Annotated in this window: 22 protein-coding genes and 1 pseudogene; 10 read left to right on the forward strand and 13 right to left on the reverse strand. The window is 72.5% G+C overall.

The features are described 5' to 3' along the window. Nucleotides 1-2 precede the first annotated feature (2 nt). On the reverse strand, nt 3-416 hold the full coding sequence (locus AOA12_RS17330) for a type II toxin-antitoxin system VapC family toxin (protein ID WP_054685633.1): 414 nt from the start codon (nt 414-416) through the stop codon (nt 3-5). Further along, the gene (locus AOA12_RS17335; protein ID WP_231637114.1) at nt 413-658 is read right to left on the reverse strand and encodes a type II toxin-antitoxin system Phd/YefM family antitoxin; all 246 of its coding nucleotides are present in this window, start codon (nt 656-658) and stop codon (nt 413-415) included. Before AOA12_RS17335 ends, AOA12_RS17330 begins: the two co-directional genes overlap by 4 nt. A gap of 204 nt (nt 659-862) precedes the next feature. Between AOA12_RS17335 and AOA12_RS17340 the strand changes: the two genes are divergently transcribed. Beyond that, nucleotides 863-1759: a carbohydrate kinase family protein gene (locus AOA12_RS17340; RefSeq protein WP_054685636.1), complete on the forward strand. Its 897-nt coding sequence runs from the start codon at nt 863-865 to the stop codon at nt 1757-1759. Between the two features lie 223 nt (nt 1760-1982). Here the strand turns inward: AOA12_RS17340 and AOA12_RS17345 are convergent, their stop codons facing one another. Further along, nucleotides 1983-3155, reverse strand: coding sequence for an AAA family ATPase (locus AOA12_RS17345; protein ID WP_054685640.1), 1173 nt, complete (start codon nt 3153-3155; stop codon nt 1983-1985). A 164-nt stretch (nt 3156-3319) separates the two neighbouring features. On the opposite strand from AOA12_RS17345, the gene AOA12_RS17350 reads away from it, so the two are divergent. Continuing rightward, nucleotides 3320-3838 (forward strand): thermonuclease family protein, encoded by a 519-nt coding sequence (locus AOA12_RS17350; protein WP_054685644.1) that lies wholly within the window; start codon nt 3320-3322, stop codon nt 3836-3838. Here the strand turns inward: AOA12_RS17350 and AOA12_RS17355 are convergent. Then, nucleotides 3787-4584, reverse strand: coding sequence for an acetoin reductase (locus AOA12_RS17355; RefSeq protein WP_197280963.1), 798 nt, complete (start codon nt 4582-4584; stop codon nt 3787-3789). The two genes, AOA12_RS17350 and AOA12_RS17355, sit on opposite strands and share 52 nt — an antisense overlap. 413 nt (nt 4585-4997) lie before the next feature. On the opposite strand from AOA12_RS17355, the gene AOA12_RS17360 reads away from it, so the two are divergent. Next, nucleotides 4998-6089, forward strand: coding sequence for a 2,3-butanediol dehydrogenase (locus AOA12_RS17360; RefSeq protein ID WP_054685650.1), 1092 nt, complete (start codon nt 4998-5000; stop codon nt 6087-6089). Between the two features lie 21 nt (nt 6090-6110). After that, nucleotides 6111-7055, forward strand: a complete 945-nt coding sequence (locus AOA12_RS17365; protein WP_054685652.1) for a hypothetical protein — start codon at nt 6111-6113, stop codon at nt 7053-7055. A 104-nt stretch (nt 7056-7159) separates the two neighbouring features. Here the strand turns inward: AOA12_RS17365 and AOA12_RS24050 are convergent, their stop codons facing one another. Then, complete coding sequence (locus AOA12_RS24050; protein ID WP_257720147.1) at nt 7160-7294, reverse strand: hypothetical protein; 135 nt, start codon at nt 7292-7294, stop codon at nt 7160-7162. Between the two features lie 281 nt (nt 7295-7575). Here AOA12_RS24050 and AOA12_RS17370 point away from each other — a divergent pair, with 281 nt between their 5' ends. The 3 genes from AOA12_RS17370 (at nt 7576) to AOA12_RS17380 (ending at nt 13638) form a co-directional block, all read left to right on the forward strand. Next, nucleotides 7576-10470 (forward strand): LysM peptidoglycan-binding domain-containing protein, encoded by a 2895-nt coding sequence (locus AOA12_RS17370; RefSeq protein ID WP_054685656.1) that lies wholly within the window; start codon nt 7576-7578, stop codon nt 10468-10470. A gap of 30 nt (nt 10471-10500) precedes the next feature. Beyond that, nucleotides 10501-12045: a hypothetical protein gene (locus AOA12_RS17375; RefSeq protein ID WP_054685660.1), complete on the forward strand. Its 1545-nt coding sequence runs from the start codon at nt 10501-10503 to the stop codon at nt 12043-12045. Nucleotides 12046-12336: 291 nt separating this feature from the next. Beyond that, nucleotides 12337-13638 (forward strand): dicarboxylate/amino acid:cation symporter, encoded by a 1302-nt coding sequence (locus tag AOA12_RS17380; protein ID WP_054685664.1) that lies wholly within the window; start codon nt 12337-12339, stop codon nt 13636-13638. Nucleotides 13639-13683: 45 nt separating this feature from the next. Here the strand turns inward: AOA12_RS17380 and AOA12_RS17385 are convergent, their stop codons facing one another. Together AOA12_RS17385 and AOA12_RS17390 are read right to left on the reverse strand one after the other, a co-directional pair. Next, nucleotides 13684-14211: a hypothetical protein gene (locus tag AOA12_RS17385; RefSeq protein WP_054685666.1), complete on the reverse strand. Its 528-nt coding sequence runs from the start codon at nt 14209-14211 to the stop codon at nt 13684-13686. 208 nt (nt 14212-14419) lie between these two features. Continuing rightward, the gene (locus AOA12_RS17390) at nt 14420-16201 is read right to left on the reverse strand and encodes a DUF2207 family protein (RefSeq protein ID WP_054685668.1); all 1782 of its coding nucleotides are present in this window, start codon (nt 16199-16201) and stop codon (nt 14420-14422) included. 34 nt (nt 16202-16235) lie between these two features. Here AOA12_RS17390 and AOA12_RS17395 point away from each other — a divergent pair, with 34 nt between their 5' ends. Beyond that, on the forward strand, nt 16236-16682 hold the full coding sequence (locus AOA12_RS17395; protein WP_054685670.1) for a MarR family winged helix-turn-helix transcriptional regulator: 447 nt from the start codon (nt 16236-16238) through the stop codon (nt 16680-16682). A 35-nt stretch (nt 16683-16717) separates the two neighbouring features. On the opposite strand, the gene AOA12_RS23670 is transcribed toward AOA12_RS17395, so the two are convergent. The 3 genes and pseudogenes from AOA12_RS23670 to AOA12_RS17405 all read right to left on the reverse strand — a co-directional run bounded on the left by AOA12_RS23670 (nt 16718) and on the right by AOA12_RS17405 (nt 18925). Continuing rightward, nucleotides 16718-17452 carry an ABC transporter permease gene (locus AOA12_RS23670; protein WP_054687179.1) on the reverse strand — a complete coding sequence of 245 codons (735 nt, stop codon included), beginning with the start codon at nt 17450-17452 and terminating at the stop codon, nt 16718-16720. Nucleotides 17453-17800: 348 nt separating this feature from the next. After that, nucleotides 17801-18367: pseudogene (locus tag AOA12_RS23675) on the reverse strand (ABC transporter ATP-binding protein); the annotation flags it as partial. Nucleotides 18368-18469: 102 nt separating this feature from the next. Then, complete coding sequence (locus tag AOA12_RS17405) at nt 18470-18925, reverse strand: Hsp20/alpha crystallin family protein (protein WP_054685672.1); 456 nt, start codon at nt 18923-18925, stop codon at nt 18470-18472. 218 nt (nt 18926-19143) lie between these two features. On the opposite strand from AOA12_RS17405, the gene AOA12_RS17410 reads away from it, so the two are divergent. Continuing rightward, on the forward strand, nt 19144-20166 hold the full coding sequence (locus tag AOA12_RS17410) for a hypothetical protein (protein ID WP_054685674.1): 1023 nt from the start codon (nt 19144-19146) through the stop codon (nt 20164-20166). Between the two features lie 806 nt (nt 20167-20972). On the opposite strand, the gene AOA12_RS17415 is transcribed toward AOA12_RS17410, so the two are convergent. Genes AOA12_RS17415 through AOA12_RS23245 form a run of 3 tightly spaced genes read right to left on the reverse strand, consistent with a single transcriptional unit; the run spans nt 20973 to nt 24834 of the window. Next, on the reverse strand, nt 20973-22025 hold the full coding sequence (locus AOA12_RS17415) for an ABC transporter permease (RefSeq protein WP_054685676.1): 1053 nt from the start codon (nt 22023-22025) through the stop codon (nt 20973-20975). After that, nucleotides 22022-23656, reverse strand: a complete 1635-nt coding sequence (locus AOA12_RS17420; protein ID WP_054685678.1) for a sugar ABC transporter ATP-binding protein — start codon at nt 23654-23656, stop codon at nt 22022-22024. Before AOA12_RS17420 ends, AOA12_RS17415 begins: the two co-directional genes overlap by 4 nt. Beyond that, the gene (locus AOA12_RS23245; protein ID WP_054685681.1) at nt 23653-24834 is read right to left on the reverse strand and encodes a sugar ABC transporter substrate-binding protein; all 1182 of its coding nucleotides are present in this window, start codon (nt 24832-24834) and stop codon (nt 23653-23655) included. The genes AOA12_RS17420 and AOA12_RS23245 overlap by 4 nt, the downstream gene beginning before the upstream one ends. 238 nt (nt 24835-25072) lie before the next feature. Between AOA12_RS23245 and AOA12_RS17430 the strand changes: the two genes are divergently transcribed. Next, nucleotides 25073-26572 (forward strand): DUF3459 domain-containing protein, encoded by a 1500-nt coding sequence (locus AOA12_RS17430; RefSeq protein WP_054685684.1) that lies wholly within the window; start codon nt 25073-25075, stop codon nt 26570-26572. The last annotated feature ends 2 nt before the right edge of the window (nt 26573-26574 follow it).

A 26574-nucleotide genomic window follows, 5' to 3' on the forward strand; every position in this document is an offset into this window, starting at 1 on the left:
GGCTACGCGCCCGGGCGGAGAATCGCCCGTACGTCGAGCCCTTCGACACCGTCGAAGTCGTCGGGATTGCAGGTGTACAGCGGCAGCCCGTGTGCCACTGCTGTCGCGGCGATGAGCGCGTCGAATGCTCGGGCCGAGGTCTTGCGTCCCCGGCGTCGGAGGTCAGCGGCGACACGTCCGAAGGCGCGGGCAACGTCCGCATCCATCGGAAGCGCATCGAAATCGGCCTCGGCTTGCTGCAGATGGGCCTGTCGGACCGAACGTTCACGCAGATCATCGGTCACGAGCGGACCGACCGACAGCTCTGCGAGGGTCACGGCACTGATGACGGGCTCGTCGGGCAGGACGCTCGGGTCGAGATGCTTCAACAGCACGACGATGTTTGTGTCGATCAGCCCGCGCTCCGGCTCGGTCACAGCGTCATGTCCACGATCATGTCGATATCGCGACGCAGCGTGTCGGGCTCCATGTCGGGAAGCATACGACGACGTGCGATGAGTTCCGCCGCCGAGAGCCCCTTCCGACGTATCGGGCGCAACTCCGCGATCGGCGCACCGTCGCGCGTCACGATGAAGGTCGATCCCCGCGCCACCTCGTCGAGCACGCGCCCGCCCTGGTTACGCACGTCGCGCACGGTGACAGTCTGCGTCAATGTCATGCCGACAGTGTATCACGCGTGAGACATCGCGCATGATTGATGAGGAATTGATGAGGAGTAGCCCCGAACTCCGGAGAATCCGACGGACCTCGGATCGGATGCCGCGAGATCATCCGCGCTTCGCGCGATTCCCCGAGGTTCGTCGGGCTCCGACGCCGCTCCCGGTCCTGGGCGTTTCGCGGCGGGCACGCCATGATGGATGCCATGACTCATGCGCTCATCGTCGGCGAGGCCCTGATCGACATCGTGGAGTCGCCCGAGGGCACCCGGGAGCTCGTCGGCGGCAGCCCCGCGAACGTGGCGGTCGGCGTGGCGCGGCAGGGCGTGCCCACGCGGCTGCTCACCCGCATCGGCCGCGACGCGCGGGGCGAGCGCATCGCCGCCCAGGTGCGCTCATCGGGGTCGGAGCTGGCGGACGCGTCGTGGACCGACGCGGCCACGTCGACGGCGCACGCGCGGCTGCGCGCCGACGGATCGGCCGAGTACGTCTTCGAGATCGACGGGACGCTCGCCGAGCCCGACGTCGCCGACGCGCGTCTGGTGCACACGGGCTCGATCGCCCTGTTCCTGGAGCCGGGCGGGTCGACGGCGCTCGAGGCGCTGCGGCGCGCGGCGGGCACGGCGCTCGTGTCGGTCGACCCGAACATCCGCCCCGCGCTCGTGGGCCCGCGCGAGAGCGCGCGGGAGCGCTTCCGGCAGGCGGCCGCGGTCGCCGACATCGTGAAGCTCAGCGACGAGGACGCCGAGTGGCTCTACCCCGGCGTCGCGCCCGAGGACGTGCTCGCCGAGATCGCGGGACTCGGCCCGCGCCTCGCCGTCGTCACGCGGGGCGGCGAGGGCGCGATCGGCATCGGGCCCGGCGGCATCCGCCGGGTCGCGCCGCTGACGGTGGAGGTCGTCGACACGATCGGCGCCGGCGACGCGTACATGGCGAGCCTCATCGCGAGCGCGCTGACCGACGACGAGCTGTTCTCGTCGCCCGACGCCTTCGAGCGGGCGCTGCGGCGCGCGGCCGTGATGGCCGGCATCACGGTGTCGCGCGCGGGCGCGAACCCGCCGACGCGCGACGAGGTGGATGCCGCGATCACGGCGCACGCCTGAGGCACCCTCGCGAGGACAACCAGCACCCTCGCGCGGACAACTGGCACCCCCGCGGAGACAACCAGCACCCTCGCGGGAACAACTGGCACCCTCGGAGAGATAGCCAGCACCCCCGCGGAGAAAACCAGCACCCCCGCGGAGAAAACCAGCACCCTCGCGGGGACAACTGGCACCCTCGCGCGGACAACTGGCACCCTCGCGGGGAGAAACGGGGGCGCTGCAGCTAGTCCGCGCCGGGGCCGTCGCTCGCGAGGATGTACTCGGCGAAGCCGGGGACGGTGAACGAGACGTAGCCGAACCGGGTCGCCTCGATGATGCCCTTGCGGATGAGGCGGGCGCGGGCGCCGCTGATCGCGCGGGACGACACGTTCAGCTCGGCCGCGAGGTCCTCGCGCTTGACGTCGTCGCCGCCGAGACGGGCCATGGCGCGCAGCACGCCGCGCTCCGCGCGGGTGGCGGCGCCCCAGCGGGCCCGGAACAGCTCGCGCATCTGGTCGTCGACGACCGTGAGCCCCTGCCGCACGTGCCCCTCGGCGATGGCGCCGCCGGGATCGGGCCGGCCGGCGGCGGCCCAGGCCTCGTGGCCGATCAGCTGCACCTTGTACGGGAAGCCGCGGGCGCTCTCGACGCCGAGGCGCAGGGCGTCGGGCATCCACTGCACGCGCAGCTCCTGCGCGGGCATGACGAGCGCGAGGGCGACGTCGCTGTCCTGCAGGGTCGGCAGGGCGCGGTACTCGAACCGCTCGGCGAAGGTGACGGCGGCCGAGATCGTCTCGGCGCTGCTCGGCAGCCCGGCCGCGAAGATGCCCGCGGGCGTGTCGGGCCGCTCGCTCGCGAGCTCCTGCCACGCGTAGGCGATGACGCGCAGGCTCTCGGGGTCGGCAGACTGGATCTCGTCGAGGAAGATCGCGAGCCCCGAGCCGCCGTCGTCGGCGATCGCGTCGGTGGCCGCGGTGATCGCGGCCTTGAAGGCCTCGGCGGCCGACGCCGGCAGCGGCTCGTCGCGCCTCTTGACGCCGACGCTCGCGGTGACGACGCCGGGCACGCCGAGCGTGAGGGTGGCGCTCTCCACGAGCCGGGCGAGCCCCCGCGCCCGCGACGGCCCGTCGCCCGCGACGGCGGGGAGCTTGGCGAGCACGGTGCGGGCGAGGCTCTCGTCGGGGTTCGCGGTCACCCACAGCGTGCGCACGCCCGCGGCGCGCATGATGCGCTCGCCCTCGCGCAGCAGCGAGGTCTTGCCGATGCCGCGCGCCGCGTGGTCCACGCGCACCCGCGCGGCCAGCCGTCCGAGCCGGGAGATGAACTCCGCCCGTTCGCGGTAGAACGCGAGCTGCTCGCGCCGGCCCACGACGGAGTGGGCGACCTCGCCGGGCGTGTACGGACTCGGCTGCGCCATCGGGACCTCCGGGATAACTCTGGATACTTTCGACCAGGTATCCAACTGTATCCGCCACCGCCGACACGGACCAGAGCGTCGGCGTCGGCGTCGGCGTCGGCGGATAGAGTCGCAGCGGGCGGACAGGACGGGCGGCAGGACGAGCTGCCCGGGCGGGAGGCGCGGTGAGACGGACACGGGCGCTGGCCGTCGCCGGCATCCTGGCGCTGGCGCTGGCCGTCGCACTGACCGCGGCGATCGTGCGGCACGCGTCGGCGCCCGAGATCGCGGATGCCGGGGCGTCGGCGACGCAGACCGCGACCGTCGAGTTCGTCGTCGACGGCGACACGATCGCGACGAGCGCGGGGCGCGTGCGCATCATCGGCATCGACGCGCCCGAGCGCGACCAGTGCGGACACGCGGAGGCGACCGCGGCGCTGGAGGGCTTCATCGCGCCCGGCGATCCCGTGACGCTCGAGCTCCCCGCGGGGCAGAACGACCGCGACCGGCACGACCGGCTGCTCCGCCACGTCGTCACCGGCGCGGGCGTGGACCTCGGCCTCGCGCAGCTCGAGGCGGGCCATGCCGTCGCGCGGTACGACTCGCGCGACGGCTACCCCGCGCATCCGCACGAGGACGAGTACCGCGCCGCTCAGCGGAAGACCAGCCCCCCGTCGATCAGCCCGGACTGCCCCGTCATGTAGTCGGAGTCGGGCCCGGCGAGGTACGACACGAACCCCGCGACGTCGTCGGGCGTCTCCGCGCGCCCGAGAAGGATGCCGTCGACGAACTTCTCGTAGGTCGCCCCCTTCGGTGCGCCGGTCAGCTCGGCGAAGCGCTCGTCGATGGTCACCCACATGTCGGTGCCGACCACGCCGGGGCAGTAGGCGTTGACGGTGATCCCGTCGGCCGCGTACTCCTTGGCGGCCGCCTGGGTCAGCGCGCGCACCGCGAACTTGGTCGCCGAGTAGACGCCCAGCAACGCGAAGCCGTCGTGACCGGCGATGGACGAGGCGTTGATGATCTTCCCCCGGATCGGACCCGGGTTGCGGCGCGCGGCGAGCTTCTTCGCCGCGGCCTGGATGCCCCAGAGAACGCCCTCGACGTTCACCCCGAGGATCGCCCGCACGTCGTCCGGCGTCGCCGCGGAGATCGGGTCGACCTGGGCGATCCCGGCGTTGTTGACCATGATGTCGAAGCCGCCGAGCGCCGCCTCGGCGTGGTCGACCGCCGCGTAGACCTGGTCTCGATCCGCGACGTCGGCGACGAAGGCCGTCGCCGACCGGCCGTGTGCGCGCACCTCGTCGGCCACGGCCTGCGCCCTGTCGGCGTTCACGTCCACGACCGCGATGTCCGCGCCGTCCTGCGCCAGACGCAGCGCGATGGCGCGACCGATGCCCTGTCCGCCGCCGGTGACCAGTGCGACCTTGCCCTCGATTGCCATTGTCATGCACCTCTTCTCTGCCGGCCACCGGAGGATCCGGCGGCACCGGCCGCAGCATCTCGCGATCGGCGCGACGTCGCCACGGTTGCACGAGGTTGCAGCGACGCCGTGCGGTCGGCGGGGTCCGGCCGCGCCGCTGCAACAACGCGCAACGCTTCCTCGCGCCGCGCGTTCGCCCTTCACTTGTCCGCAAGCCGATCGCGACGAGGCGATCGCACCACCCATCCGAGACCGTCGACGTCGCCGACCGCGCCGACACGGCCGGGTGGTCCGCCTTCCCGACCGAGTCCCCGACGGGCGGGCACAGGCCCGCGCACGTGAGCATCCCGCCCGCGCGCACGGCGAACAGCACGACATGTCATGGCCGACATGCCCCACGCGCAGTGACCTCTCGCTGCGATCGACCGAAGGAGAACCCCATGAAGAGCGCACGCTACTACGACCGCGGCGACATCAGGATCGAAGACATCCCCGAGCCGCCGCTCCAGCCGGGAACGGTGAGCATCGACGTCGCCTACTGCGGCATCTGCGGCACCGATCTGCACGAGTACCTCGACGGCCCCATCTTCATCCCGCGCGCCGGCCACCCCCACCCCGTCTCCGGCGAGGCGGCGCCGATCACGATCGGCCACGAGATGTCCGGCGTCGTCAGCGCGGTCGGCGCCGGCGTCGACGACCTGTCACCCGGCGACCGGGTCGTCGTCGAGCCGTACATCCTGCGCCCCGGCGTGGACACGAGCGCGCAGAACAACGCCTACCACCTCTCCCCCGACATGAACTTCATCGGCCTGGCCGGCCGCGGCGGCGGGCTCGCGGAGAAGATCGTGGTCGAGCGTCGATGGGTGCACCCCATCGGAGACATCCCCCTCGACCAGGCGGCTCTCATCGAGCCGCTCGCCGTCGCCTATCACGCCTTCGAGCGCAGCGGCGCGAAGGCCGGCGACGTCGCGCTCGTCGGCGGCGCCGGGCCGATCGGGCTGCTCACCGCGGCCGTCCTCACGGCCGAGGGACTGCGCGTGGCCATCACCGAGCTGAGTCCGCTCCGCCGGCAGAAGGCGCTCGACACCGGCGTCGCGCAGCACGTCATCGACCCGTCGCAGCAGGACGTCGCCGCAGAGGTCCGAAGGATCACGGACGGGCGGGGCGCCGACGTCGCGTTCGAGGCGACGTCGGTCGACGTCGTGCTCGACACGCTCCTCGACGCGGTGCGACCGCAGGGCGTCGTCGTGAACATCTCGATCTGGGGGCACCCGGCCACCGTCGACATGCAGAAGCTGGTGCTGAAGGAGATCGACCTGCGGGGGACGATCGCCTACGTGAACAGCCACCCGGCCGCGATCGCGCTCGTGCGCGACGGCAGGGTCGACCTCGCTCCGTTCATCACCGACGTCATCGGACTGGACGATCTCATCGACAAGGGCTTCGACACCCTCATCCACCGCAACGAGACCGCCGTGAAGATCCTCGTGGATCCGCGCAAGGCATCCGCCGCCCGCCCGGCGACGGCGTGACGCGCGGCCGAGGAGTCATCCATGGACATCAGTCTCGTCTCCGCGCTCGCCGCGGCCTCCGGCGGGTTCTTCGGCGCAGCCGTCGGAGCGCTGCAGTCGTTCGTCTTCACCGGCTTCTTCGTGCTCGTCGGCATCGTGGCGCTGATCGTCGATCCCCAGTCGACGATCCTGAGCACGATCGCGTTCGGCCCCGTGTTCGGGCCGCACATCGCGTTCGCGGGTGGCGTCGCGGCCGCGGCGTACGCCGCGCGCACGAGCGATCTCGTGGGCAAGGACATCGTGACGCCGCTGGCGAAGCTCGCGCGGCCCGACGTGCTGCTGGTCGGCGCGGCGTTCGGCGTCTTCGGCTATCTGGCGCAGCTGCTCATCGCCCTGACGCCGTGGTTCGGCTCGCACACCGATTCGATCGCCCTCACGGTCGTCGTCTCGGCGATCGTCGTGCGCGTGCTGTTCGGCAGGACGCGGCTGCTCGCACGCAACGGCTCCGGAGCGTCGGGCTGGGCGGCGTACTCGCCCTCCGACAAGGGGCGCTGGATCGAGGGGCAGGAGCGGTTCGTCCCCAACACCGTCCTCGGCGTCTTCGTGGGCCTGCTGTCGTCGTACGTCGCCGTGACCCTCGTGCAGAGCGTGCCGCAGCTCGGCGGGGCCGCGCAGACCGTCATGTTCGGGGTCTCGGCCGTGTCGCTCGTGTTCCTCTCGCTCGGCCTCTCGGTTCCCGTCACCCACCACATCACGCTCCCCGCCGGCGTCGCGGCAGTGACGTTCCTGCCGCTCGTCGGCGGAGCGGCGTGGGCGGCGATGCTGATCGGAACCGTCGGCGGCCTTCTCGGGGCCTGGCTCGCAGAGGTCTTCAGCCGGCTGTGGCTGGCCCACGGCGACACGCACGTCGACCCGCCGGCAGCCGCGATCTGGCCGACCACGACCGTCATCCTGGGAGCGGCGACCCTCGTCACCGCTGCCGCCTGACCCGGTCGGCCCACCGATGTCCGGAGGATGTCGTCGTCGGAGCGCACGCGGACCGCGCCGGCCGTACGGCATCCTCCGGGCTCCCTCGTCGCTAGCCCTCGTCGCTAGCCCTCGTCGCTCAGGATGCCGCCGAGCACCTCCAGCACGCCGGAGCGGGCGCGGCGGCCCGACTCGCCCAGGCGGGCGGTGACGAGCGGCACGAGCGCGTGCAGGAAGACGGCGTGCGCGATGCGGATCACTCCTCGCGAACACGGCAGCCACCACCCCTCAACTACTACTCCCCGCGAGACTGCACTGGTGCGCCGAGACTGCACTCCACACGTGCAGTCTCGGCGCGCAGATGCAGTCTCGCGGAATGCGGGGGTGGCGTGACACGCTCGCCCCTCTTGACACGCCGCCGCACGGGGAGGACCGTGTGACCCACACACGTTTCGACTGTGAGCGCCTTGTGCCTCGAGACAGGCCGCCTCCCGGCACGATGTCGCCCCCTCAGGTGGCCTCGGCACGTCAGGAGTCTGTGATGTCTCGTACGTACACGGTGCAGTCCGGCGACACGCTCAGCGCGATCGCCCAGCGCTTCTACAACACACCCGGCCTGTTCGGGTTCATCGCCGCCGCGAACGGCATCGCCGACCCGAACCTCATCTCCGTCGGGCAGGTGCTGACGCTGCCCGATGCGGGACGCGTCCATCCGGTCGTCGCCGGCGACACGCTCTCGGCGATCGCGCTCGCCGTCTACGGCGACGTCGGCAAGGTCGCGCTGATCGCGAACGCCAACGCGATCCGCAACCCCGACCACATCGAGGTGGGATGGGTGCTCGCCCTCCCCGACGTCCCGGCCCCGCCTCCTCCCCCTCCGCCCCCTGTCGACCCGCCGCCCGCCGATCCCCCGCCCGCCGACGGGCCGCCGGCCGAGCCGGTCGAGGTCGTCCCGGGCGTGCGCCCGAACGGCGTCATGCCGTACGCCAGCGAGCCGTTCGGCGTGTACCAGCCGCTCATCGGATGGCGCAGCAACCTGCAGGCCGAGCGCGTGCACGCCGGCATGGCGAACCGGTTCCGGCAGGCGGCGAGCCTCGCCCATCTGGAGCCGCAGCCCGAGTCGGGCCCGCGCCTGGCGTCGACGCGGTTCATGGATGCCACGGGCACCGCGCTGGGCCGCGCGATCGCCCTGCGGGCCGACGCCGTGGAGATCCAGCCCACGGCGGTGGCCGACATGTGGCAGACGCTGCTGCAGGAGAGCGCCGACTCGCCCGTCATGACGACGCTCGCGGCCCCCGCGGCATCCGAGGGCGCCGCGCCGGACGACCGCGAGATCGTCACGGCGCGACTGCTCCAGCAGCTCTCGCGCGAGGACGCGTCCGTCGTCGGCCAGCTCTTCGCCCGCGAGATCCAGCCGTGGGAGCGCGCGCTCGCGGCCGTGCGGTTCATCGCCGAGCGGCATCCGTCGAAGGAGCTCTTCCTCTCGCCCATCGGCATCCTGCACCGCTTCCGCGAGTACTTCTTCGAGCTCGGCACCTTCCTCGGCCCGCCCGTGGGGCACGTGTGGATCAGCCCCGGCGGCACCGTCGAGCTCGTCGAGGTGAACACGCGGCGCACCCTCGTCGAGCGCACCGTGGAGCAGTCCACCGAGACCGTCACGAGGTCGGAGGACTCCTCCACGCTGCGCGACGAGATCGCCGACGCGGTCAAGGTCGAGAACGCCAACGACATGAAGCTGGGCGTGACGACGTCGGCGAGCGGCGGCTTCGGGTCGATCTTCCAGGCCAGCGGCAGCGGCTCGTTCAACCTCGACTCGTCGCGCAAGCAGGCCCAGGAGCAGACGCACAAGCGCATGCGCGAGCAGACCTCGAAGCTCGCCAGCGAGGTGAAGCAGAACTTCAAGACGACGTTCCGCACGGTGACCGAGACGACCGACACCTCCAGCCGCCGCTACGTGCTGCAGAACACCACCGACCGCCTCGTCAGCTACGAGCTGAGCCGCAAGATGCGCCGGGTCGCCGTGCAGGTGCAGGACCTCGGGCAGCAGCTGTGCTGGCAGCTGTACGTCGACAACCCGGGCAACGCCCTCGACACCGGGGAGTTCGTGCACGAGAAGGCCGAGGCGCTGGATCCCTCGTTCAAGCGCCCCGACGCCATCCCCTATCCGCCCGACAAGCCCGTGACGACGACGTTCGCGCTCCCGTTCCTGCAGCACAACGGCGGCGACGACGACACCGACCTCACCTATGTGCTGTCCCACGAGAACCGCAACCACGGGATCAACGTGAACGCCGGCGCGAACAGCATCATCCTGTTCCGCTTCGAGATCGACCTGCCGCCGGCGCCCGAGGGCTACGAGCTCAAGGGCATCGCGAGCATCGACTTCAAGAGCGAGCAGGCGCAGTTCACCCTGACCGACGCCGACCTGCAGCCCAACCCGAACAAGACGACCAACAAGTTCTCCATCCGGCTCACGAAGGCGAACTTCGGCGGCAAGAGGTCGATGCCCTTCGAGGCGACGATGGTCTACACGCCGACGAAGAGCGTGAAGGATGCCATCGACGCCAAGAACGCGGAGGCGATGAAGGACTACACCGACGCCGCGGCGGCCGAGCGCGAGCGGCTGTTCTACGCGACCCTGCGCAAGCGCATCAAGCTCAGCAGCCGCGTGCCGTCGCGACGCGAGGCGGATCTGCGCGAAGAGGAGCGCAACATCATCTACCGATCGATCGTCTCGCGCCTGTACGGCAAGACGTCAGGATGGGAGAACGACGACTACCACGTGGCGTCCGAGCTGATCCGCTACTTCTTCGACATCGACGCGATGCTCTACTTCGTCGCTCCCGACTGGTGGCGTCCGCGCGCGATGCAGCGCGTCTCGATGAACGCCTCGGGCGCGCTCCAGTCGACGATCATGGAGGGCCGCGGAAAATATCTCTTCACCGACGAGTCCGACCCCGCGCCGCTCGGCGCGTCGCTGGGCTGGTTCCTGCAGCTCGACGCCGACACCAATCGCAACGCGTTCCTCAACTCCCCCTGGGTGAAGGCCGTGCTGCCCATCCGGCCCGGGCGGGAACGCGACGCGATGGCGTTCCTCAGCAGGCCGGAGGTGGCCGGCACCGACGGGCTCGACGAGCCGTACCCCTTCGACGCGCAGCAGGACCCGCCCGAGTACGACGGCAAGAGCCTGCGCGAGGTGCTGCTCCTCATCGCGGCCCGCATCGCACAGGAGCACGACGCGTCGATGACGCCCGTCCCGGTGCGGCCCGGCGACCCGAACTCCGAGCTCGCGCTGCCCACCGAGACCGTGTTCGCGCACGGGTTCGACCCGCTCGCGGGCGGCATCTCGTTCGGCAAGGAGCCGTTCGCGGTGTTCAGCCAGTGGACCGAGATCCTGCCCACCGAGCAGGTCGTCGCGACCGAGTACCCGCGCTGAGCGCGCGGCACCCGCGGAGGGGACGGAGGGATGGGCGACGAGGCGGCCACCGGCATCCGGCGCCCGCTGGTCGCGCGGCCCGCCGCGCCCGAGCTGCCGCGCATCGACCCGCCCGAGCCCGCGGAGCGGCCCGCGATCGAAGCGCCGACGCGCCCCGCTCCGTCGTCGGAGCGCGTCGGAGAGCCCAGCCCCGAGATCCGCGGCTCGCCGCGGCGCCCCGCGAGCGACAGCGCCCGGCGTCGCACCACGGTGACGGGCATGTCGATCAACGTCGCGGCGGGGCGGGTCGCGCTGTCGACGGCCGACGGGCCCCCGTATCGCGGCAGCGTCGACACCGACCTCGCGCCCGGCGCCTACGATCTGACGGTCGATCGCCGGGCGGAGCGGTGGGTCTTCGCGGGGGGACAGGTGCGGTCGGGCCTGCGCTTCGACCTCACGATCGACGGGCCCGATCCGTTCACGCTGGACTACGCGCAGCCGCTCCTCCTGTCGGTCTCGCGCGGCCTCGACGACACGCGGGGCGACACGCTCGCGCAGGCCGTCGCCCTCGTCGACCGGGCCGTCTACGATCACGAGCCGCAGCGGTGGGCCGACGCCGTCGACTACCTGTGCCTGCTGAACGAGGTCGACCTCTACGACGTGATCGACGAGCTCGAGGCCTCGCACCCCGGCGTCGCCGGCGAGCTGCTGCTGAACTTCGCGCACGCCGTGCAGCGCTCCGACGTCGAGGGACAGGACGGCGTGCTGCGGGCACTGCAGAGCTTCGTGCGCCCGCCCGCGGAGTACTACGTCGACGGCTTCGTCTCGTGGCAGGTCAGCCCCGCCACGTGGAAGCACGACGAGACGTCGACGCGGAAGAGCAACGTGCAGCTGGTGCTGAGCTTCGAGAGGCCGCCCCGCGCGCTCACGGTCTACGCGGAGGACATCGGCGACGCGCCCGACAAGGAGAGCGCGCCGCCCGTGCACGGCCCCCTCGCGCTCACCTATCCGCGCGCGCTGAGCCTCGGCACGACGCCGCGCCTGCACGCCGCGAAGAAGGCCGCGCTGGCGCAGATCGAGGCGCAGAACGCGGAGTTCATCGTGGTCGCGTTCCGGCTCACCGCCGAGGTGCTGCTCGGCGTCTTCCAGGCCAGCCAGTCGGTCGCGCAGATGGCCACGAAGACGCAGGTGCGACCCGCCTCGCGCGCCGAGCGCGGACCGGGACGCTGGGAGCCCACGGGGCAGGGCGGCACCAACATGAAGGCGGATGCCGAGGCCTACGAGCTCTCGTCGTGCGGCACGCCGCGCGGCATGGGCTACTACGTCGACGGCGTGCAGTTCGAGGGGTTCAAGGGCGGCAAGCTGCTCGATGCGAAGCACTGGACACGCGGCGGCCGGATGGACAACTTCATCCGCGAGGTGCCCTGGAGCGCCGGCGAGAAGATCCGCAAGCAGGCCACCACGCAGCTGCGCGTCGCGTCGCGGCACGGGGTGGGCGTGCAGTGGCGGGTGGCCGACCGGCACGTCGCCGACGCGCTGAGGGCGTTCATGACGAACGAGGGGCTGCCGATCGAGATCGTGTTCATCGCGCCGTAGCGCGAGCCGCCCGGTAGCCCGGGAGGGCGTCGAAGCAGCCTGCGGGCGGTGCAGGAGCCCGGCGGAGATCGCGCATCGGCTCGGGCACCCGATCGTGGTGTGGCGGGATGAGCTCGTCGCCGTCGCCGCATCTCCGGCATCCACGTGTCGGGCTGGTTTCGCCCGCCCGGTCGCCGTAAACACCCTGTTACGGTCTCGCCGATCGGGCGAGGCCGCGCGCCCGCTGAGCCTACTTTTGGTCCATCCCGCGGGTCATCCCTCCGGCGGGCGGCAGTTCCCCGGGAGGACCCCATGAAGAAGGCTCTGAAGAACCCCGCGCTCCAGATCGGGGCGGCCGCCGTCCTCGGCATCGTCTTCGGCCTGATCGTCGGCGAGTGGGCGGGGAACCTGAAGTTCGTCGGCGACATGTTCATCCGGCTGATCCAGATGTCGATCGTGCCGCTCGTGATGTCGTCGGTGATCGTCGCCACGGGGTCGATGACCGGATCGGGCATGGGAAAGCTGGCCCTGCGCACCTTCTCGTGGATGCTCGGGTTCTCCGCCGTCGCCGCCGTGCTCGCCTGGGGCATCAGCGTCATCGTGCAGCCGGGCGCGGGCATCGACTTCTCCGGCGGCGTCGACCCGTCGCTGCAGGAGTCCGCGGGCGAGGCGACCGGATGGCAGGAGACCCTGCTCGGGTTCGTCTCCACGAACGTGTTCGCCGCGATGTCGACCGCGGCGATGGTGCCGATCATCGTCTTCTCGCTGCTGTTCGGGGTCGCGCTGAACGCCGTCATCGCCAAGACGGGCAACCGCCTGGTGCTCGACTTCTTCGACGCGATCCAGCAGATCGTGCTGACGATGATCCGCTTCGTCATGCTGATCGCCCCCGTCGGCGTCTTCTGCCTGCTCGCCAACCTGGCCGGCACGGTCGGGTTCGCGGTCGTCACCAGCGCCCTGAAGTACCTCGCGGCCACCCTGCTGGGCGTCCTGATCGTCATGGTGCTGTTCGTGCTCGTCGTCTGGCTGCGCACCGGGCTGAACCCGGCGCTGCTGCCCGCCAAGCTGGCCGACCAGACCATGATCGCGATCACGACGACGAGCTCGGCCGTCACGTTCCCGACCGTGCTGCGCACCGCCGTCGAGAAGGTGGGCGTGAGCCAGCGGGTGGCGAACTTCACGCTCTCCGTCGGGCTCACGATGGGGTCGTACGGCGCCGTGCTCAACTACATGATCGTCGTGATGTTCCTCGCCCAGTCCGGCAGCATCACCCTCGACGTCGGCACGATCGTGCTCGGCATGGCCCTCGCGATCCTGCTCAACATGGGCACCATCACGGTGCCGGGCGGGTTCCCCGTGGTCGCCATGTTCCTGGCGACCTCGCTCGGGCTCCCCTTCGAGGCCGTCGGCCTGCTCATCGCAGTGGACTGGTTCGCCGGCATCTTCCGCACGTTCCTCAACGTCAACGGCGACACGTTCGTCGCGATGCTCGTCGCGAGCGCCGGGGACGAGATCGACCGCGACGTCTACACGGGCACGAAGAAGGTGTCGACCGACGCCCTCGACCTCGACCGGATGAAGGAGCAGTTCGAGAAGGCGGATGCCGCCGACTGACGACCCGCACGCCGTGGCGCGTCCGCCGCGGCGGCGCCGCGCCGGTCAGCGCCGCAGCACCGAGGGGCGCGGCAGGCCCAGGTCCTCGACGAGGTCGCCGAGGGCCCGGTCGAGCTCGGCGCCGGCCTGCGTGACCTTGTTGAGGCCGAAGGCGGCGAGCCGGGCGCTCGGCACCTCGAAGCTCAGCGTCGTCCCCGGCCCGGCCGAGGTGTGCGCCTCGATCCGCAGCGGCGAGTAGAGCATCGTGCCCGGGTCGTGCCGGAAGAGCCGTGCGGCGACGCCGTGGTGCACGATCATCCACGTGACGCTGCGGGCGGCGCTGCCCGCGTGCCGCATGAGGTCGCCGGGATGCGAGGTCCAGACCCGCACGAACCCGCTCGGCGCCTGCCACTGCAGGCCGCGCACGAACCCCGCCCAGTCGTCGCCGCGCAGCTCGGCCAGCGCCTGCTCGTCGGAGAGCGCGGGGACCGCCTGCTCGAACGCCGCGACGAGCGCGTCGAACTGCGCGTTCGACTCGAGGCGCACGCGCCGCGCCACGTGCTCGAAGACCGTCTCGTCCGCGTGGTAGCTCACCGGTCCATCCTCTCGCGGCCCGCGCGATCTCATCACAGAAAGATAACGAAAACCCCTTGCCCTCCGTTACCTGACCGTTATAGAGTGCTTGCACGTTAGTTGTTTTGCTGTGGCAGCTAACGGCATGTGATTGCAGGACACTCTTGGTGCAAGGGACAAGGGCCGGTCGGTAGCCTCTCCGACCGGCCCTTACTTGCGCCCGCCCTGACTACACCCCGCCGCCGCCACCACCACCGCCGCCACCGCCGGCGGAGCCGCCGCCGCTCGACCCGCCCGACGTCGACGACGACGAGGTCGCGGCGGCCGACAGCCCACTCACGCTCGACGCGAACGACGCCGCGTTGAAGGCGCCGGTCCCGGCGTACCAGACGGGGCCCGCGGCACCGACGGCCGTGTACAGCGTCGCGAGCTGCTGCGACCACTCCTTCTCCTGGCCGAACACGACGGCGTACGGCAGCAGCCGCTCGTACAGCACGAGGCGCTGACGCGGGTCGTTCGCGTCGACGCGGGCGCGCTCGGCGCCGCGCGGCGACTGCAGCATGCGGATGCGGTCCTGCTCGGCCCAGCCGATGAACTCCTTGAGCCCGAGCAGGTGGTCGCGCAGCTCCGCGCCCGCCGAGGTGAGCGGGCGTCGCGCGACGAGCATGATCACCGCGAACAGCACGACGACGCCGACGACGATGAGCACGATCGGCAGCGCGGGCGCGGCACCCGCCTCGGCGGCGATCATGCCCGAGACGAACAGCACGAGAAGCGCCGCGGCGGCCGCGACGAGGGGCCACACGTACGTCGAGATCGGCACCTTCACGCGCAGGCCGCGCTCGCGCATCAGCGCGTTCGCGCGCTGCACGATCGACGACGCGGTCGAGGCGACCTTGTCGTTCTGCTTGCCGAGCGTGAACTCCTCGCCCGGCCGCCCCGACGGGAACATCGCGCGCAGCAGCTGCCTGCCGTTGCCGTCGGCGCGCGACGCGTCGACGAGCTGCACCGAGAGCTTCTGCTTGCCGAGCAGCGACCTGCCGTCCTCGACGATGCGGATCGACCCGACGACCGCCTGCTCCAGCACCTCCGCGGGGATCGCCTTCGAGGTGCGGCCGAGCAGGACGGATGCCTCGAGGGCGTCCGTCCCCTTCGGCGGGTCGTACTCGGCGATGATCGTGGGCCTCCCCGGCGCGTCGCGCAGCTTGCGCCGGCGCGTCACCGCGGCGGCGCCGAGGGCACCCAGCGCGCCCACGCCCGCGACGGCCTGCACCCAGCTCGCCGGCTGCGCGAGGTACGAGGTGTCGAACGGCACGAACGCGCCGTCCTCGAAGCCCACCGCCATCGTGAGGGTCTCGTGCGGGCCGAGCTGCTGGGCGACCGCGGTCACCGTGACGCCGCCGTCGGCGGGCGCCTGCGAGATCGAGGTGCACGGCGTCGTGGCATCCTTCCTCCCGGCGTAGCAGGCCTGGCGGCCCGACAGCTGCGCGGCGAGGTCGGCGTCGAGATGCAGGCGCGCGGTGACCGAGCCGAAGTACTGCGGCCAGTCGACGCCGTTGACGTTCCAGTAGAACTCCATGCCGGTGTCGGGGAAGTCCCACGTCACGTTCTGCATCTCGTAGGTGATGACGTAGACCTGCCGCCCGTGCAGATAGTCGTCGGCACGCGAGACGACGTCGAGCGCGCCGTCCTCCTCGCTCGTCTCGATCGGGCGCGCGGCGCCGTTCTCGTCCGTGATCGAGATCACCGACGGCCGCAGGGGCTGCCCGTTGTACTTCAGCGGGAGGAGGCGACGGATGCCGCGGTTCTGGTCGTAGGCGGGGAACACCGCGACGAAGGTCTCGACGACGTGCAGCCGGCTGGTCCCGTCGTCGTCGCGCGTGAGCGTGTAGTCGACCGTGAGCGAGTCGAACGCGAAGTCGTCCACGTCGGCGTGGGCCGGCACGGCGACGCCGAGGATCCAGAGGAGGGATGCCAGGATCCCGATGACGACCGCCCGCAGACTGCGCATGCGCCCAGCCTAAGCGCCGGTTACAGTGGACGCCATGACCAACAGGACCCTCGCGATCTCCGCGTGGGAGTCCCTGTTCCGGGCCCAGCACGACGTGCTGGAGGACATCAGCGGCGACTTCAGCGACGAGACCCTGACGGGCCCCGAGTACGACGTGCTGCTGACCGTGACCCGCGGCGAGGGCGCGACGGCGCGGCTGCGCGACGTGACCGCCAACATGCTGATCAGCCAGCCGACGGTGTCGCGGCTCGTCGACCGGATGGTCGCGCGCGGCCTCATCTCGAAGTGCCCCGACCCCATGGACGGGCGCGGCGCGATGGTGCGCGCGACCGAGCGCGGCAGCGAGCTGTTCCGCCGCGTCTCGACGGCGCACGGCCGCGCGATCGCGGCCCGCATGGCCGTGCTCACCGACGACGAGCTCGCCCAGCTCAAGGCGCTGACGACCAAGCTCCGCGAGGCCGCCGAGCACTGCGAGGCCTGACCGGCGCGGCGTCCTGCGAGGCCCGGCCCGCGGGGCTACGGCGTGCGGCGGCGCAGCGTGAGCGACGCGATCACGAGGGATGCCACGGCGAACGCCGCGACGATCGCGAGCGGCCCGTACAGGTCCCATCCCTCGTCGCCCGCCACGACGGCGGCGACGGCGTCGATCGCGTGGCTCAGCGGCAGCACGTCGCTGAGGGCGGCGAGCGCGTCGGGCATGTCGTGCCGCGGCATGAACAGCCCGCCGAGCAGGATCTGCGGGATCACCAGCACGGGCATGAACTGCACCGCCTGGAACTCCGTGCGCGCGAAGGCGCTCGCGAGCAGCCCGAGGGCGGTGCCGAGGACCGCGTCGACCACGGCGACGAGCCCCAGCTGCCACAGCGGCCCCTCCACCGACAGCCCGCACACGCCCACCGCGAACGCGACGGTCACGACGGCCTGCAGCGCCGCCATCACCCCGAAGGCGAGGGCGTAGCCGAGGATGAGCTCGGCCTTGCCGAGGGGTGTCGTCATGAGCCGCTCGAGCGTGCCCGAACGCCGCTCGCGGAGCGTCGTGATCGACGTCACGAGGAACATCACCACGAACGGGAACAGCGCGAGGATCGGGCCGCCGAGCCGGTCGAACACGCCGGGCTGGTCGACGAACAGCCACGCGAACAGCCCCACGAGCAGGCTGGGCGCCACGAGCATGAGCGCGACCGAGCGGTGGTCGTGTCCGAGCTGGCGCAGCACGCGCCCGGCGGTCGCGAGGGTGCGCGACGCGGTCATGGCGGCGCCTCCCCCGGTGTCGCGGCCGGCGGGAGCCGCGCCGGCCGCGCCGCGCTCCGGCCCCGCGGCGGCGGGCACCGCGGCATCCGGCTCCGCAGCGGCGGGATCCACGGCATCCGGCGCGGCAGCATCGGCCGCCGCAGCGACGGGCTCGGCGGCGACGATCTCGGCAGGGACGGGCTCGGCGGGCGGCCCGGCATCCACGAGCCGCAGGAAGGCGGTGTCGGGGTCGCCGGCGCCCGTCGACTCGAGCAGCCCTCGCGGCGTGGTCTGGGCGAGCACGCGGCCGTCGCGCACGAGCACGATCTCGTCGCAGCGCAGCGCCTCGTCCATGACGTGGCTCGACACGAGCAGCGTCGCGCCGCGCTCGGCGAGCCGCCGGAACAGCGCCCACAGGCTCTCGCGCAGCACGGGGTCGAGGCCGACGGTCGGCTCGTCGAGCACGACGAGCTCGGGACGCCCGAGCATCGCGGCGGCGAGCGACACGCGCCCGCGCTGGCCTCCCGAGAGCGAGCCGACGAGCTGCCCCTCGTGCCCGGTCAGGCCGACGTCGGAGACGACGGCATCGACCTCGCGCGCCGGCGCGCCGAGCAGCCGGGCGAAGTAGGCGAGGTTCTGCGCCACGGTGAGGTCGTCGTAGACCGAGGCGCCCTGCGTGTCGTACGCGACGCGGCGGCGCAGCGGCGGCGACCCCGCTTCCTCGCCCAGCACGGCGACGGCGCCGCCGGCGGTTCTCTGCACGCCGACGATCGCGCGCATGAGCGTGGTCTTGCCGCCGCCGCTCGGCCCGAGCAGGCCCGTGATGCGGCCCGCCGGCAGATCGAGGTCGAGGCCGTCGAACACGAGCCGGCGGCCGCGTCGCACGCGCAGCCCGCGGATGGAGACCGCCGCTGAGGTTGTCGTCACGCGCCGCATTATTCTCCCCGCGGATGCCGGTGTCGATACCCCTCAGACGGCGAACCGCCCCGGTCCGGGCGGACGCGGGGCGGTTCGGGCGGGGCCGGCAGGCCGCGGCGATCAGTGCTCGATCGGCTGCGGGCCGTCGGTGCTCTCGTGGGCGCGGATGGTGGGGGCGCCGCCCTCGGCGACGACCTCGACCTTGCGGGGCTTGGCCTTCTCGCTCACGGGGATCGTCACGGTGAGCACGCCGTTGCTGTAGGTCGCGGCGATGCCGTCGGTGTCGATCCCCTGGCCGAGGTTGAGCTGGCGCAGGAAGCTCGCGGCCTCGCGCTCGCGCGTGATCCACTTCACGCCCTCGCCCTCCGGCAGCGTGCGCTCGGCGCGGATCGTGAGCAGCTGGCCGTCGACGTCGATGTCGACCGAGCCCGGGTCGATGCCGGGAAGGTCGGCGCTCAGCACGTAGTGGTCGCCGTCGCGGTACAGGTCCATCGGCATGCGGCGGGGACCGCGCGGCGCGTCGAGCAGGCTCGAAGCGAAACGGTTCAGCTCACGGAAGGGGTCGTACGTGGCCATGGTCTCTCCTTACGGTCAGGGATTCCTTGTAGGTCTCAAAGTTGAGTCATGTCGGCTCAACTGCATTCAGATTAGCACTCTCACCCCGAGAGTGCCAACGCTTCGCGCACGGCGAACACGCGCCCGACTCCTCGTCCCCAGGCGACGATCTCGCCCGACTGTCCACGGATCGTCCCCGCCGCGCTCCGGCCGGCGCCGCGGCCCGGGACAGTGAGGGGATGCCCGTTCCTCCCGCCCCGCTCCCCTCCGATCTCGGCGACGCCTTCACATGCGCCGCGGCGCTCGACGCCGGCGTCAGCAGACGGCGGCTGCGCGCCCGCGACCTCGGGGCGCCGCACCGCGGCGTGCGCACGCGTCCGGCCGAGGCCGGGCTCCCCGGCATCCGGGAGGCCGACGCCGATCATCGCGACAGGGTGCGCGCGGCGGCGCTGCGGCGGGCGCGCGCGTACGCCGCCGTGATGCGCCCGCACTGCTTCTTCACGGGCCGCTTCGCGCTCGCGCTCCACGGGCTCCCGCTCGAGCGTCTCGACGGCGAGGAGCTCGCGGGCGAGGGCATCGCCGGAGGCGATGCGCCCATCGACGTCGGCGCGCACCTGCCGGCGCGGTCGCCGCGCGCACGGGGCGTCCGCGGCATCCGGACGACGCCCGCGCTCGCGCCCGTGCGCGTGCACGCGGGCCTCCGCATCAGCTCGCCCGCGGCGACCTGGGCGCTCCTGGCCCGCGAGCTCGACGTGCCCGCCCTCGTGCGCCTCGGGGATGCCGTCGTGCACGTGCCCCGCGATGATCGCGGGCGGCGTCAGCCCGGACTCCAGCTCGCCACTCCCGCGCAGCTGCGCCGAGCGGCGGAGGCCCCGCAGCGGCGTCACCGCACGAAGCTGCTCGGGGCGCTGGAGCACATCCGCGTGGGAAGCGCGTCGCCGCTCGAGACCGACTGGCGCCTCGGAGCCGTCGGAGCGGGACTCCCCGCGTTCGAGCTCGACGTCGAGGTGCACGACGCCACGGGTCGGCTGCTCGGCATCGCCGACGCGCTGCACCGCCGGCACCGCACGATCGTCGAGGTCGAGGGCGATCACCACCGCACGAGCCGCGCACAATGGTCCCGCGACATCGAGAAGCACGCCGCCTACGTCGCCGACGGCTGGGAGGTCGTGCGCCTCACCGGCGCCCACATCCGCGGCCACGCCCCGCGCGCCCCCGAGATCCTCCGCGCCGTCCTGCTCCGCCGCGGCTGGCGCCCCTGACCGCCCGCGCGGCCGCGCGGCCCGGCCCGGCCCGGCTCGGCGCCGCTCGGCACCGCCCGCGCCGTCCCGCTGAAACAGTGGACACTCGTGGCCGCTTCGCGCGCCGACATCCGACCACAAGCGCCCACGACGTCGCCCACCCCACGAGAAGCGGACACTCGTAGCCGCCTCGGGCACCCGCATCCGACCACAAGCGCCCACGATCCCAGGCCGCAAGCCTATGGACACTCGTCGCCGCCTCGCGCGCCCGCACCCGACCACAAGCGCCCACGGCTTCGCCCACCCCACGAGAAGCGGACACTCGTGGCCGCCTTACCCGCCCGCATCCGACCACAACTGCCCACGATCCTGCGGCGTCACCCCGCCGAAGCCGCACGCCGCGCCGCCGAAACAGTGGACACTCGTCGCCGCTTCAGGCACCCGCATCCACCCACAAGCGCCCACGACTTCGCCCACCGCGCGAGAAGTGGACACTCGTCGCCGCCCCACCCGCCCGCATCCGACCACAAGCGCCCACGATCCCGCGGCGCCACCCCGCCGAGGCCGCACGCCGCCCCGCCGAAACAGTGGGCACTCGTGGCCGCCTCACCCATCCGCACCCGACCACGCCCGCCCACAACCTGCCCAACCCACGAAACGTGGGCACTCGTGGCCGCCTCGGACGTCGGCATCCGGCCGTACCCGCCCACCGGCGGGGCGGGCGCGCGGAGCCGCGCGAAGAAGTGGGCAGCCGTGGTCGCGTCATGCACCGGGACGCGACCACGACTGCCCACGATCGTGAGGGGCGGCGCACCAGCCGCCTCGCCTCACGCCGGGGCCGGCGCCTCCTCGGCGGGCGCCGCGCGTCGACGACGGATGCCGGGCCGCCGGATGCCGGGCCGCCGGCGGCCGCGGGACGACGCGATGCCGACGGCGACGATGAGCACGAGGCCGTAGAAGATGTTCGACAGCCAGCCGGCCTGGGTCCACAGGTAGAGGATCTTCGAGCCGGTCTCCAGCGTGTAGACCGCGAGCACGGTGCCCCACACGTTGAACCGGCCGTTCTTGAACTGCGTCGCGCCGAGGAAGGCCGCCGCGAACGCGGGCAGCAGGAACCCGGGGCCGCCGGCCAGCGACGCGCCGCCCGTGCGGGCGGCCAGCACGATGCCCGCGAACGCGGCGATGCCGCCGCACAGCACGAGCGCGAGCGTGACGTACCGCGCCGTGGCCACGCCCGCGAGGCGGGCGGCGTCGGGGTTGCCGCCCGTCGCGTACAGGTACCGGCCCACGGGGGTGTGCTCGAGCACGAACCAGAGCACGATCGTGATGATCAGCAGGTAGACCGGCCCGAGCGTGATGCTGCCGAACACCTGCGTGTTCACGAGCGCCTTGAACTCGTCGCTCAGTCCCGCGATCGTGCGGTTCCCGCTCACCGCCGTCGTGAGGCCGATGAGCACCGAGTTCATGCCGAGCGTCGCGATGAGCGAGAAGATGCGCAGGCGCACGACCAGGAAGGCGTTGACGAGTCCGATGAGCAGCCCGCTGAGCAGTCCCGCGAGGATGCTGACGGCGATGGCGATCGGCAGCGGCACGCCCAGGCCGGTCTGGACGACCGCGGTCACGACCCCCGAGAACGCGACGAGCGTGCCGACCGAGAGGTCGTAGACGCCCGTCGCGAGCGGCAGCGTGAGGGCGACCGCGAGGAGCGCCGTCATCGTGCCGTTGTCGACGATCGAGAGCAGGGTCGTCGACTGCAGGAACAGGTTCGGGATCACGATGATCGCGAACACGACCATGACGATCAGCAGGTAGACGGCGCTGATGTTGCGCGGTCCGAGAAGCCGGAGCCACCGGTTCGGTGCGGCTGCGGTGGTGGTCATGAGGGGTCCTCTTCGGTCTGGGCGGCGTCGCCCGTCTGGGCCGCGTCGCCCGCGGGGGCCGCGTCGCGGGGCCGCAGGCATTCGGTGGTGATGGCGTCTTCGGTGAGGTCGGAGCCGGACAGCGTCGCCGCGATGCGGCCGCCGCGCATCACGAGCACGCGGTCGCACTCGTTCGCGAGCTCCTCGTCGGTGCTGGAGCACAGCACGATCGCGGCCCCGCCGCGGGCGGCCTCGGCGATCTGCTCGTAGATCTTCGCGCGGGCGCCGATGTCGACGCCCTGCGTCGGCTCGTCGAGCACGAGCACCCGCGGCCCGAGCCGCAGCACGCGCGACAGCACGACCTTCTGCTGGTTGCCGCCGCTGAACGCGCCGACCATCGACTCGGGCGTCGCGGGGCGCACCTCGAGCGCCTCGAGCCAGCGGTCGACCGTCATGCGCTCCGACCGCCGGCGGATCGCGAAGGCCCCCCGCCATCCCCGGCGCACGTCGGCGTACCGCGACATCAGCAGGTTCTCGCGCACGCTCAGCTCGCCGACGACGCCCTTCAGCTTGCGGTCGGCCGGCAGCAGCACGACGCCGGCGCGCATCGCGGCGCGCACGTCGCCGGGCGGCACGGCACGGCCGCGCACCTCGACGACGCCGGCATCCACGTCGCTCGCGCCCGAGAGCAGGCTCGCGACGGCCTCGCGTCCCGATCCGTCGAGGCCCGCGATGCCGACGACCTCTCCGGCCTTCACCTCGAACGACACGGGGCCGACCGGCCCTGCGGAGAGCCCGTCGACGCGCAGCACGACGTCGCCCGTCGGCGTCGGCAGCTCGGCGTAGAAGCGCTCGACGCTGCGGCCGATGATCTTCTCGACGAGCCGGTCCTCGTCGACGTCGGCGACGAGCCCCCCGGCGACCGCGGCCCCGTCGCGGAGCACCGTGTAGCGGTCGGCGACGCGCACGACCTCGTCGAGGTGGTGCGTGACGAGCAGCACGCCCGCGCCGCGCGAGGCGACGCCCGCCACGATCGCGTAGAGCCGGTCGGCCTCCTCGCGGGCGAGCGAGGCGGTCGGCTCGTCGAGCACGAGCACGGTGAACTGCGCGTCGTCCCAGTCCTGCAGCGCCCGCGCGATCGCGACCATCGTGCGCTCGGCGGGGCTGAGCGCGGCGATCGGCACGGTCACGTCGAGGTCGACGCCGAGCCGCTGCATGACCTCGCGGGCGCGGCGCCGCTCGCCGGTCCAGTCGATGCGGCCCATCGCCCCGGTCGTGAAGCCGCGCTCGAGCGCGAGGTTCTCCACGGTGTTGAGCGTCTCGACGAGCGCGAGGTCCTGGTGCACGAAGCGCAGGTGCCGCCGCCATCCGGCCTGGGCGCCGGCGTCCACGTCGACGGCCTCGCCGTCGTAGAGCACCCGCGTGCCCGGATCGGCCGCGTGGTAGCCCGAGAGCACCTTGATGAGCGTCGACTTGCCCGAGCCGTTCTGCCCGAGCAGGGCGTGGATGCTGCCGGCCTCGATGCGCAGGTCGACGTCGCGCAGCGCCCGGTGATCGCCGAACGTCTTGCCGATGCCGCGGATGTCGAGGGCGCGGGGCGCGGGGAGGACCCCGGCCCCTGAGGGGGCCGGGGTCCCGAACGCGTCGCTCACTGCCAGAGGGCCTTGAACTGGTCGCGGTAGCCCTCGACGCCGGGCCAGAAGCCGTCGTCGGAGGTGTCGAGGAAGTCCTTCGTGAACAGCACCATCGGCTGCTCCACCTGGGCCGCGGTCACCTCGTCGCCGAGGATGAAGCGCGCCGCGGAGTCGACCGCGAGGTAGCCGATGTAGCCCAGCGGGACCGGGACGTCCGCGATCTGCGAGCCGCCCGCCTTGATGTCGTCGTACTGCGCGGGGCTGCTGCCCTGGGTCACGAAGTGGAAGTCGGACATGCCCGCCGCCTGCAGCGCCTGCGGAACGCCGATCGCGAAGTCGCCGTACTGCAGCATGGCGTAGTTCACGTCGGGGTTGGCCTGCAGGAAGCTGACGATCTGACCGGGCAGGGCCTGACCGGCGTCGGCTCCCGACACGTCCTGGTTGCGGCCGGAGCACGTCGAGCACTCGGCCAGCCGGTCGACGAAGCCCTTCGACAGGTACGGGCTGTTGCCGAGCGTCGGGTCGCCGAAGTAGACGCCGTTCGCCTCGCCGCCCGCGTCGACGATGACCTTCGCCGCCAGGATCTTGCCCATCTGCTCCGACACGGCGCCCGCGACGAGGGCGAGCGAGACGCCGACGTCGCCGCTGCCGCAGTCGGCCAGGATGTCGTCGCAGGCGATGCCGCCGATGAGGATGGTCGGGACGCCGGCCGCCTCGAGCTGCTCGGCCTGCGACTTCCAGAAGGTGCCCGGGTCGAAGGCTGTGACGATGACGGCGTCGGGCTGCAGGCGCACGATCTCGTCCATGCCCGTCGCGATCGCGGCGGGGTCGGCGCCGATGTCGACGCGGGCGAGATCGAAGCCGATCTCGCCGGCCGCCTCCGCGATGCGGTCGCCGATGATGGCGCCGATCGGCAGCGCGGGCTCGGCGTAGATCAGCTTCTTGCCCGCGACGGAGCCGCTGAGCGGCTCGGTCACGAAGATCTGGTCGGGCGCGGTCGACACCGCGTCGACCTCGGCCTGCGCGGCCGCGACCGCCGCGGTCGCGTCGCCGCCGCCCGCGTCGCCCGACTCGGCCGGTGCGGTCTGCGTGGTGCCGGCCGTGTCGCCGGCGTCGCCCGTCGCGGCGCAGGCGCCGAGAAGCAGTGCGAGAGGAAGTGCCGCGGCCAGTGCCGCGGTACGACGAGTGATCGCCATGAGTGGTTCGCCCTCCATTGGTGCGTGTGCCGCCTCACCATTGACGCGGCTAGAGAGAGCGTTATATAGAATACAGAATCCGTCAACCCAAAACCGTGTAACGATTTGGTATCTGGTGTCTCGGTATCCCCGACGACGACCGCGAGGGCTCGTGCGCCCGATCGCGACGGAGGGCGGCACGAGCGCCGGGACACTTGCGCTCCTGGCCGGAGCGCGGACCGGGCATAAGCTCGAATCCATGACCACGCTTCGCACGGCCGACGAAGACCGCGCCCCGGCCCTCGCCGCGGCCGCCGCCGAGGGCCCCCTCGACGAGGGGTTCCTCTCCCGGTTCGACGAGCACTTCGCCGAGCTGCACGCGCGGTTCTGCGAGATCTACGCCGACAGCCACGACGGCCTGCACGAGCTGGGCCAGGCGGTCGCCCTGGCGTCCACGACGACGAACACGCGGCTCATCGACCTGCGCCTGCGCGACGCCGAGCGCCTCCCCGTCGCACCGCTGACCTCGCACCGCGCGCTCGGCGCGGCCTGCTACGTCGACCGCTTCGCGGGCAATCTCGACGGGCTGCACGACCACGTCGACGCGCTGCGCGCGCTCGGCGTGACCCACCTGCACCTGCTCGACGTCTTCGAGTCGGGCGTGCGCGTGCACCGGCGGCTGGGCTCCCTCGAGCGGCTCTTCTCCGCGGCGGGCGCGCTGCACGTGACGGGGATCGCGGTCATCGTGGACTACGCGCTCACCGACGACACGGCGGCGTTCGGCAGGCACATCGCCGACGTCGTATCGCTCGCCGACGAGGGCATCGGCATCGTGAACGTCGGGCGCACCGGATCGCCGTCCGTGCGCGGCGCGCTGCGCGCGCTGCTCGCCATGATCACGGCGCAGACCGTGCTGAGCGACGACGCCTCGGGGCCCCTGCTCGCCGATCCGTCCCAGCAGGCGCTGCTGTGGGAGGCCCTCGCCACGGGCGAGGCGACCGCGCTGCGGGCGGCCCTGGCGGGGCGCGCACCGCTCGCCGAGGGCACGACGCGCGTCGCGGCGGTGCGCGACCAGGACCCGATCGCGTGGACGTTCCCGGGCGACGCCGACGAGGCCGGCCGTGCGCACGCCCTGCACGCGCACTACACCGCCGAGGCCCGCGGCGGCCTCTCGGTGGCCGCGGCCCCCGACGACACGCGCGTGGCGGGCACCGCGGCATCCCTCGCGGGGCTCGACGACGACCCCCGGGGCGAGGACCGCCTCGTGCTCGCGCACGCGATCGTGCTCGCGAGCGGCGACCTGCCCGTGCTGTGGCTCGGCGACGAGGTCGCCCAGCTCAACGACGACACCTACCTCGACGATCCCCTCCGGCGCGGCGATCCGCGCTGGGCGCATCGCGGCCAGCGGCCCCGCGACCGCTACGCCCGGCAGCACGACGCCGGCACCGTGCCCGGGCGCGTGTCGCGCCGGCTGCGCGCGCTCATCGCGGCACGCGCCGAGTCGCCCGAGTTCGCCGAGCCCGTCTCGGTCGTCGACACGGGCCGCGGGGCCGTGCTCGGCCTGGCCCGGGGGGCGGGAGCGAGCCGCGTGCTGCTCTTCGCGAACCTCGGCGACGCGCCCGTGACGATCGGCCGCGAGCCGTTCGCAGGCGTCGCGCCGCTCGCGCGCGATCTCGTCCGCCGCCGCGACGTGCGGGTGAGCGGCGGCATCGACCTGCCGCCGCTCGCCGTCGCCTGGCTGCGCGTCACGGACCGCTGACG

The sequence above is a fragment of the Microbacterium sp. No. 7 genome (genome assembly GCF_001314225.1).
In the GTDB taxonomy this organism is placed as follows: domain Bacteria; phylum Actinomycetota; class Actinomycetes; order Actinomycetales; family Microbacteriaceae; genus Microbacterium.

What these genes read in the sequence shown, in the direction of transcription:
- AOA12_RS17335 (WP_231637114.1), bottom strand. Translation starts at nt 658, where the DNA reads ATGACATTGACGCAGACTGTCACCGTGCGCGACGTGCGTAACCAGGGC.
- AOA12_RS17340 (WP_054685636.1), top strand. Translation starts at nt 863, where the DNA reads ATGACTCATGCGCTCATCGTCGGCGAGGCCCTGATCGACATCGTGGAG.
- AOA12_RS17345 (WP_054685640.1), bottom strand. Translation starts at nt 3,155, where the DNA reads ATGGCGCAGCCGAGTCCGTACACGCCCGGCGAGGTCGCCCACTCCGTC.
- AOA12_RS17355 (WP_197280963.1), bottom strand. Translation starts at nt 4,584, where the DNA reads ATGACAATGGCAATCGAGGGCAAGGTCGCACTGGTCACCGGCGGCGGA.
- AOA12_RS17360 (WP_054685650.1), top strand. Translation starts at nt 4,998, where the DNA reads ATGAAGAGCGCACGCTACTACGACCGCGGCGACATCAGGATCGAAGAC.
- AOA12_RS17365 (WP_054685652.1), top strand. Translation starts at nt 6,111, where the DNA reads ATGGACATCAGTCTCGTCTCCGCGCTCGCCGCGGCCTCCGGCGGGTTC.
- AOA12_RS17370 (WP_054685656.1), top strand. Translation starts at nt 7,576, where the DNA reads ATGTCTCGTACGTACACGGTGCAGTCCGGCGACACGCTCAGCGCGATC.
- AOA12_RS17375 (WP_054685660.1), top strand. Translation starts at nt 10,501, where the DNA reads ATGGGCGACGAGGCGGCCACCGGCATCCGGCGCCCGCTGGTCGCGCGG.
- AOA12_RS17380 (WP_054685664.1), top strand. Translation starts at nt 12,337, where the DNA reads ATGAAGAAGGCTCTGAAGAACCCCGCGCTCCAGATCGGGGCGGCCGCC.
- AOA12_RS17390 (WP_054685668.1), bottom strand. Translation starts at nt 16,201, where the DNA reads ATGCGCAGTCTGCGGGCGGTCGTCATCGGGATCCTGGCATCCCTCCTC.
- AOA12_RS17395 (WP_054685670.1), top strand. Translation starts at nt 16,236, where the DNA reads ATGACCAACAGGACCCTCGCGATCTCCGCGTGGGAGTCCCTGTTCCGG.
- AOA12_RS23670 (WP_054687179.1), bottom strand. Translation starts at nt 17,452, where the DNA reads ATGACCGCGTCGCGCACCCTCGCGACCGCCGGGCGCGTGCTGCGCCAG.
- AOA12_RS17405 (WP_054685672.1), bottom strand. Translation starts at nt 18,925, where the DNA reads ATGGCCACGTACGACCCCTTCCGTGAGCTGAACCGTTTCGCTTCGAGC.
- AOA12_RS17410 (WP_054685674.1), top strand. Translation starts at nt 19,144, where the DNA reads ATGCCCGTTCCTCCCGCCCCGCTCCCCTCCGATCTCGGCGACGCCTTC.
- AOA12_RS17415 (WP_054685676.1), bottom strand. Translation starts at nt 22,025, where the DNA reads ATGACCACCACCGCAGCCGCACCGAACCGGTGGCTCCGGCTTCTCGGA.
- AOA12_RS23245 (WP_054685681.1), bottom strand. Translation starts at nt 24,834, where the DNA reads ATGGCGATCACTCGTCGTACCGCGGCACTGGCCGCGGCACTTCCTCTC.
- AOA12_RS17430 (WP_054685684.1), top strand. Translation starts at nt 25,073, where the DNA reads ATGACCACGCTTCGCACGGCCGACGAAGACCGCGCCCCGGCCCTCGCC.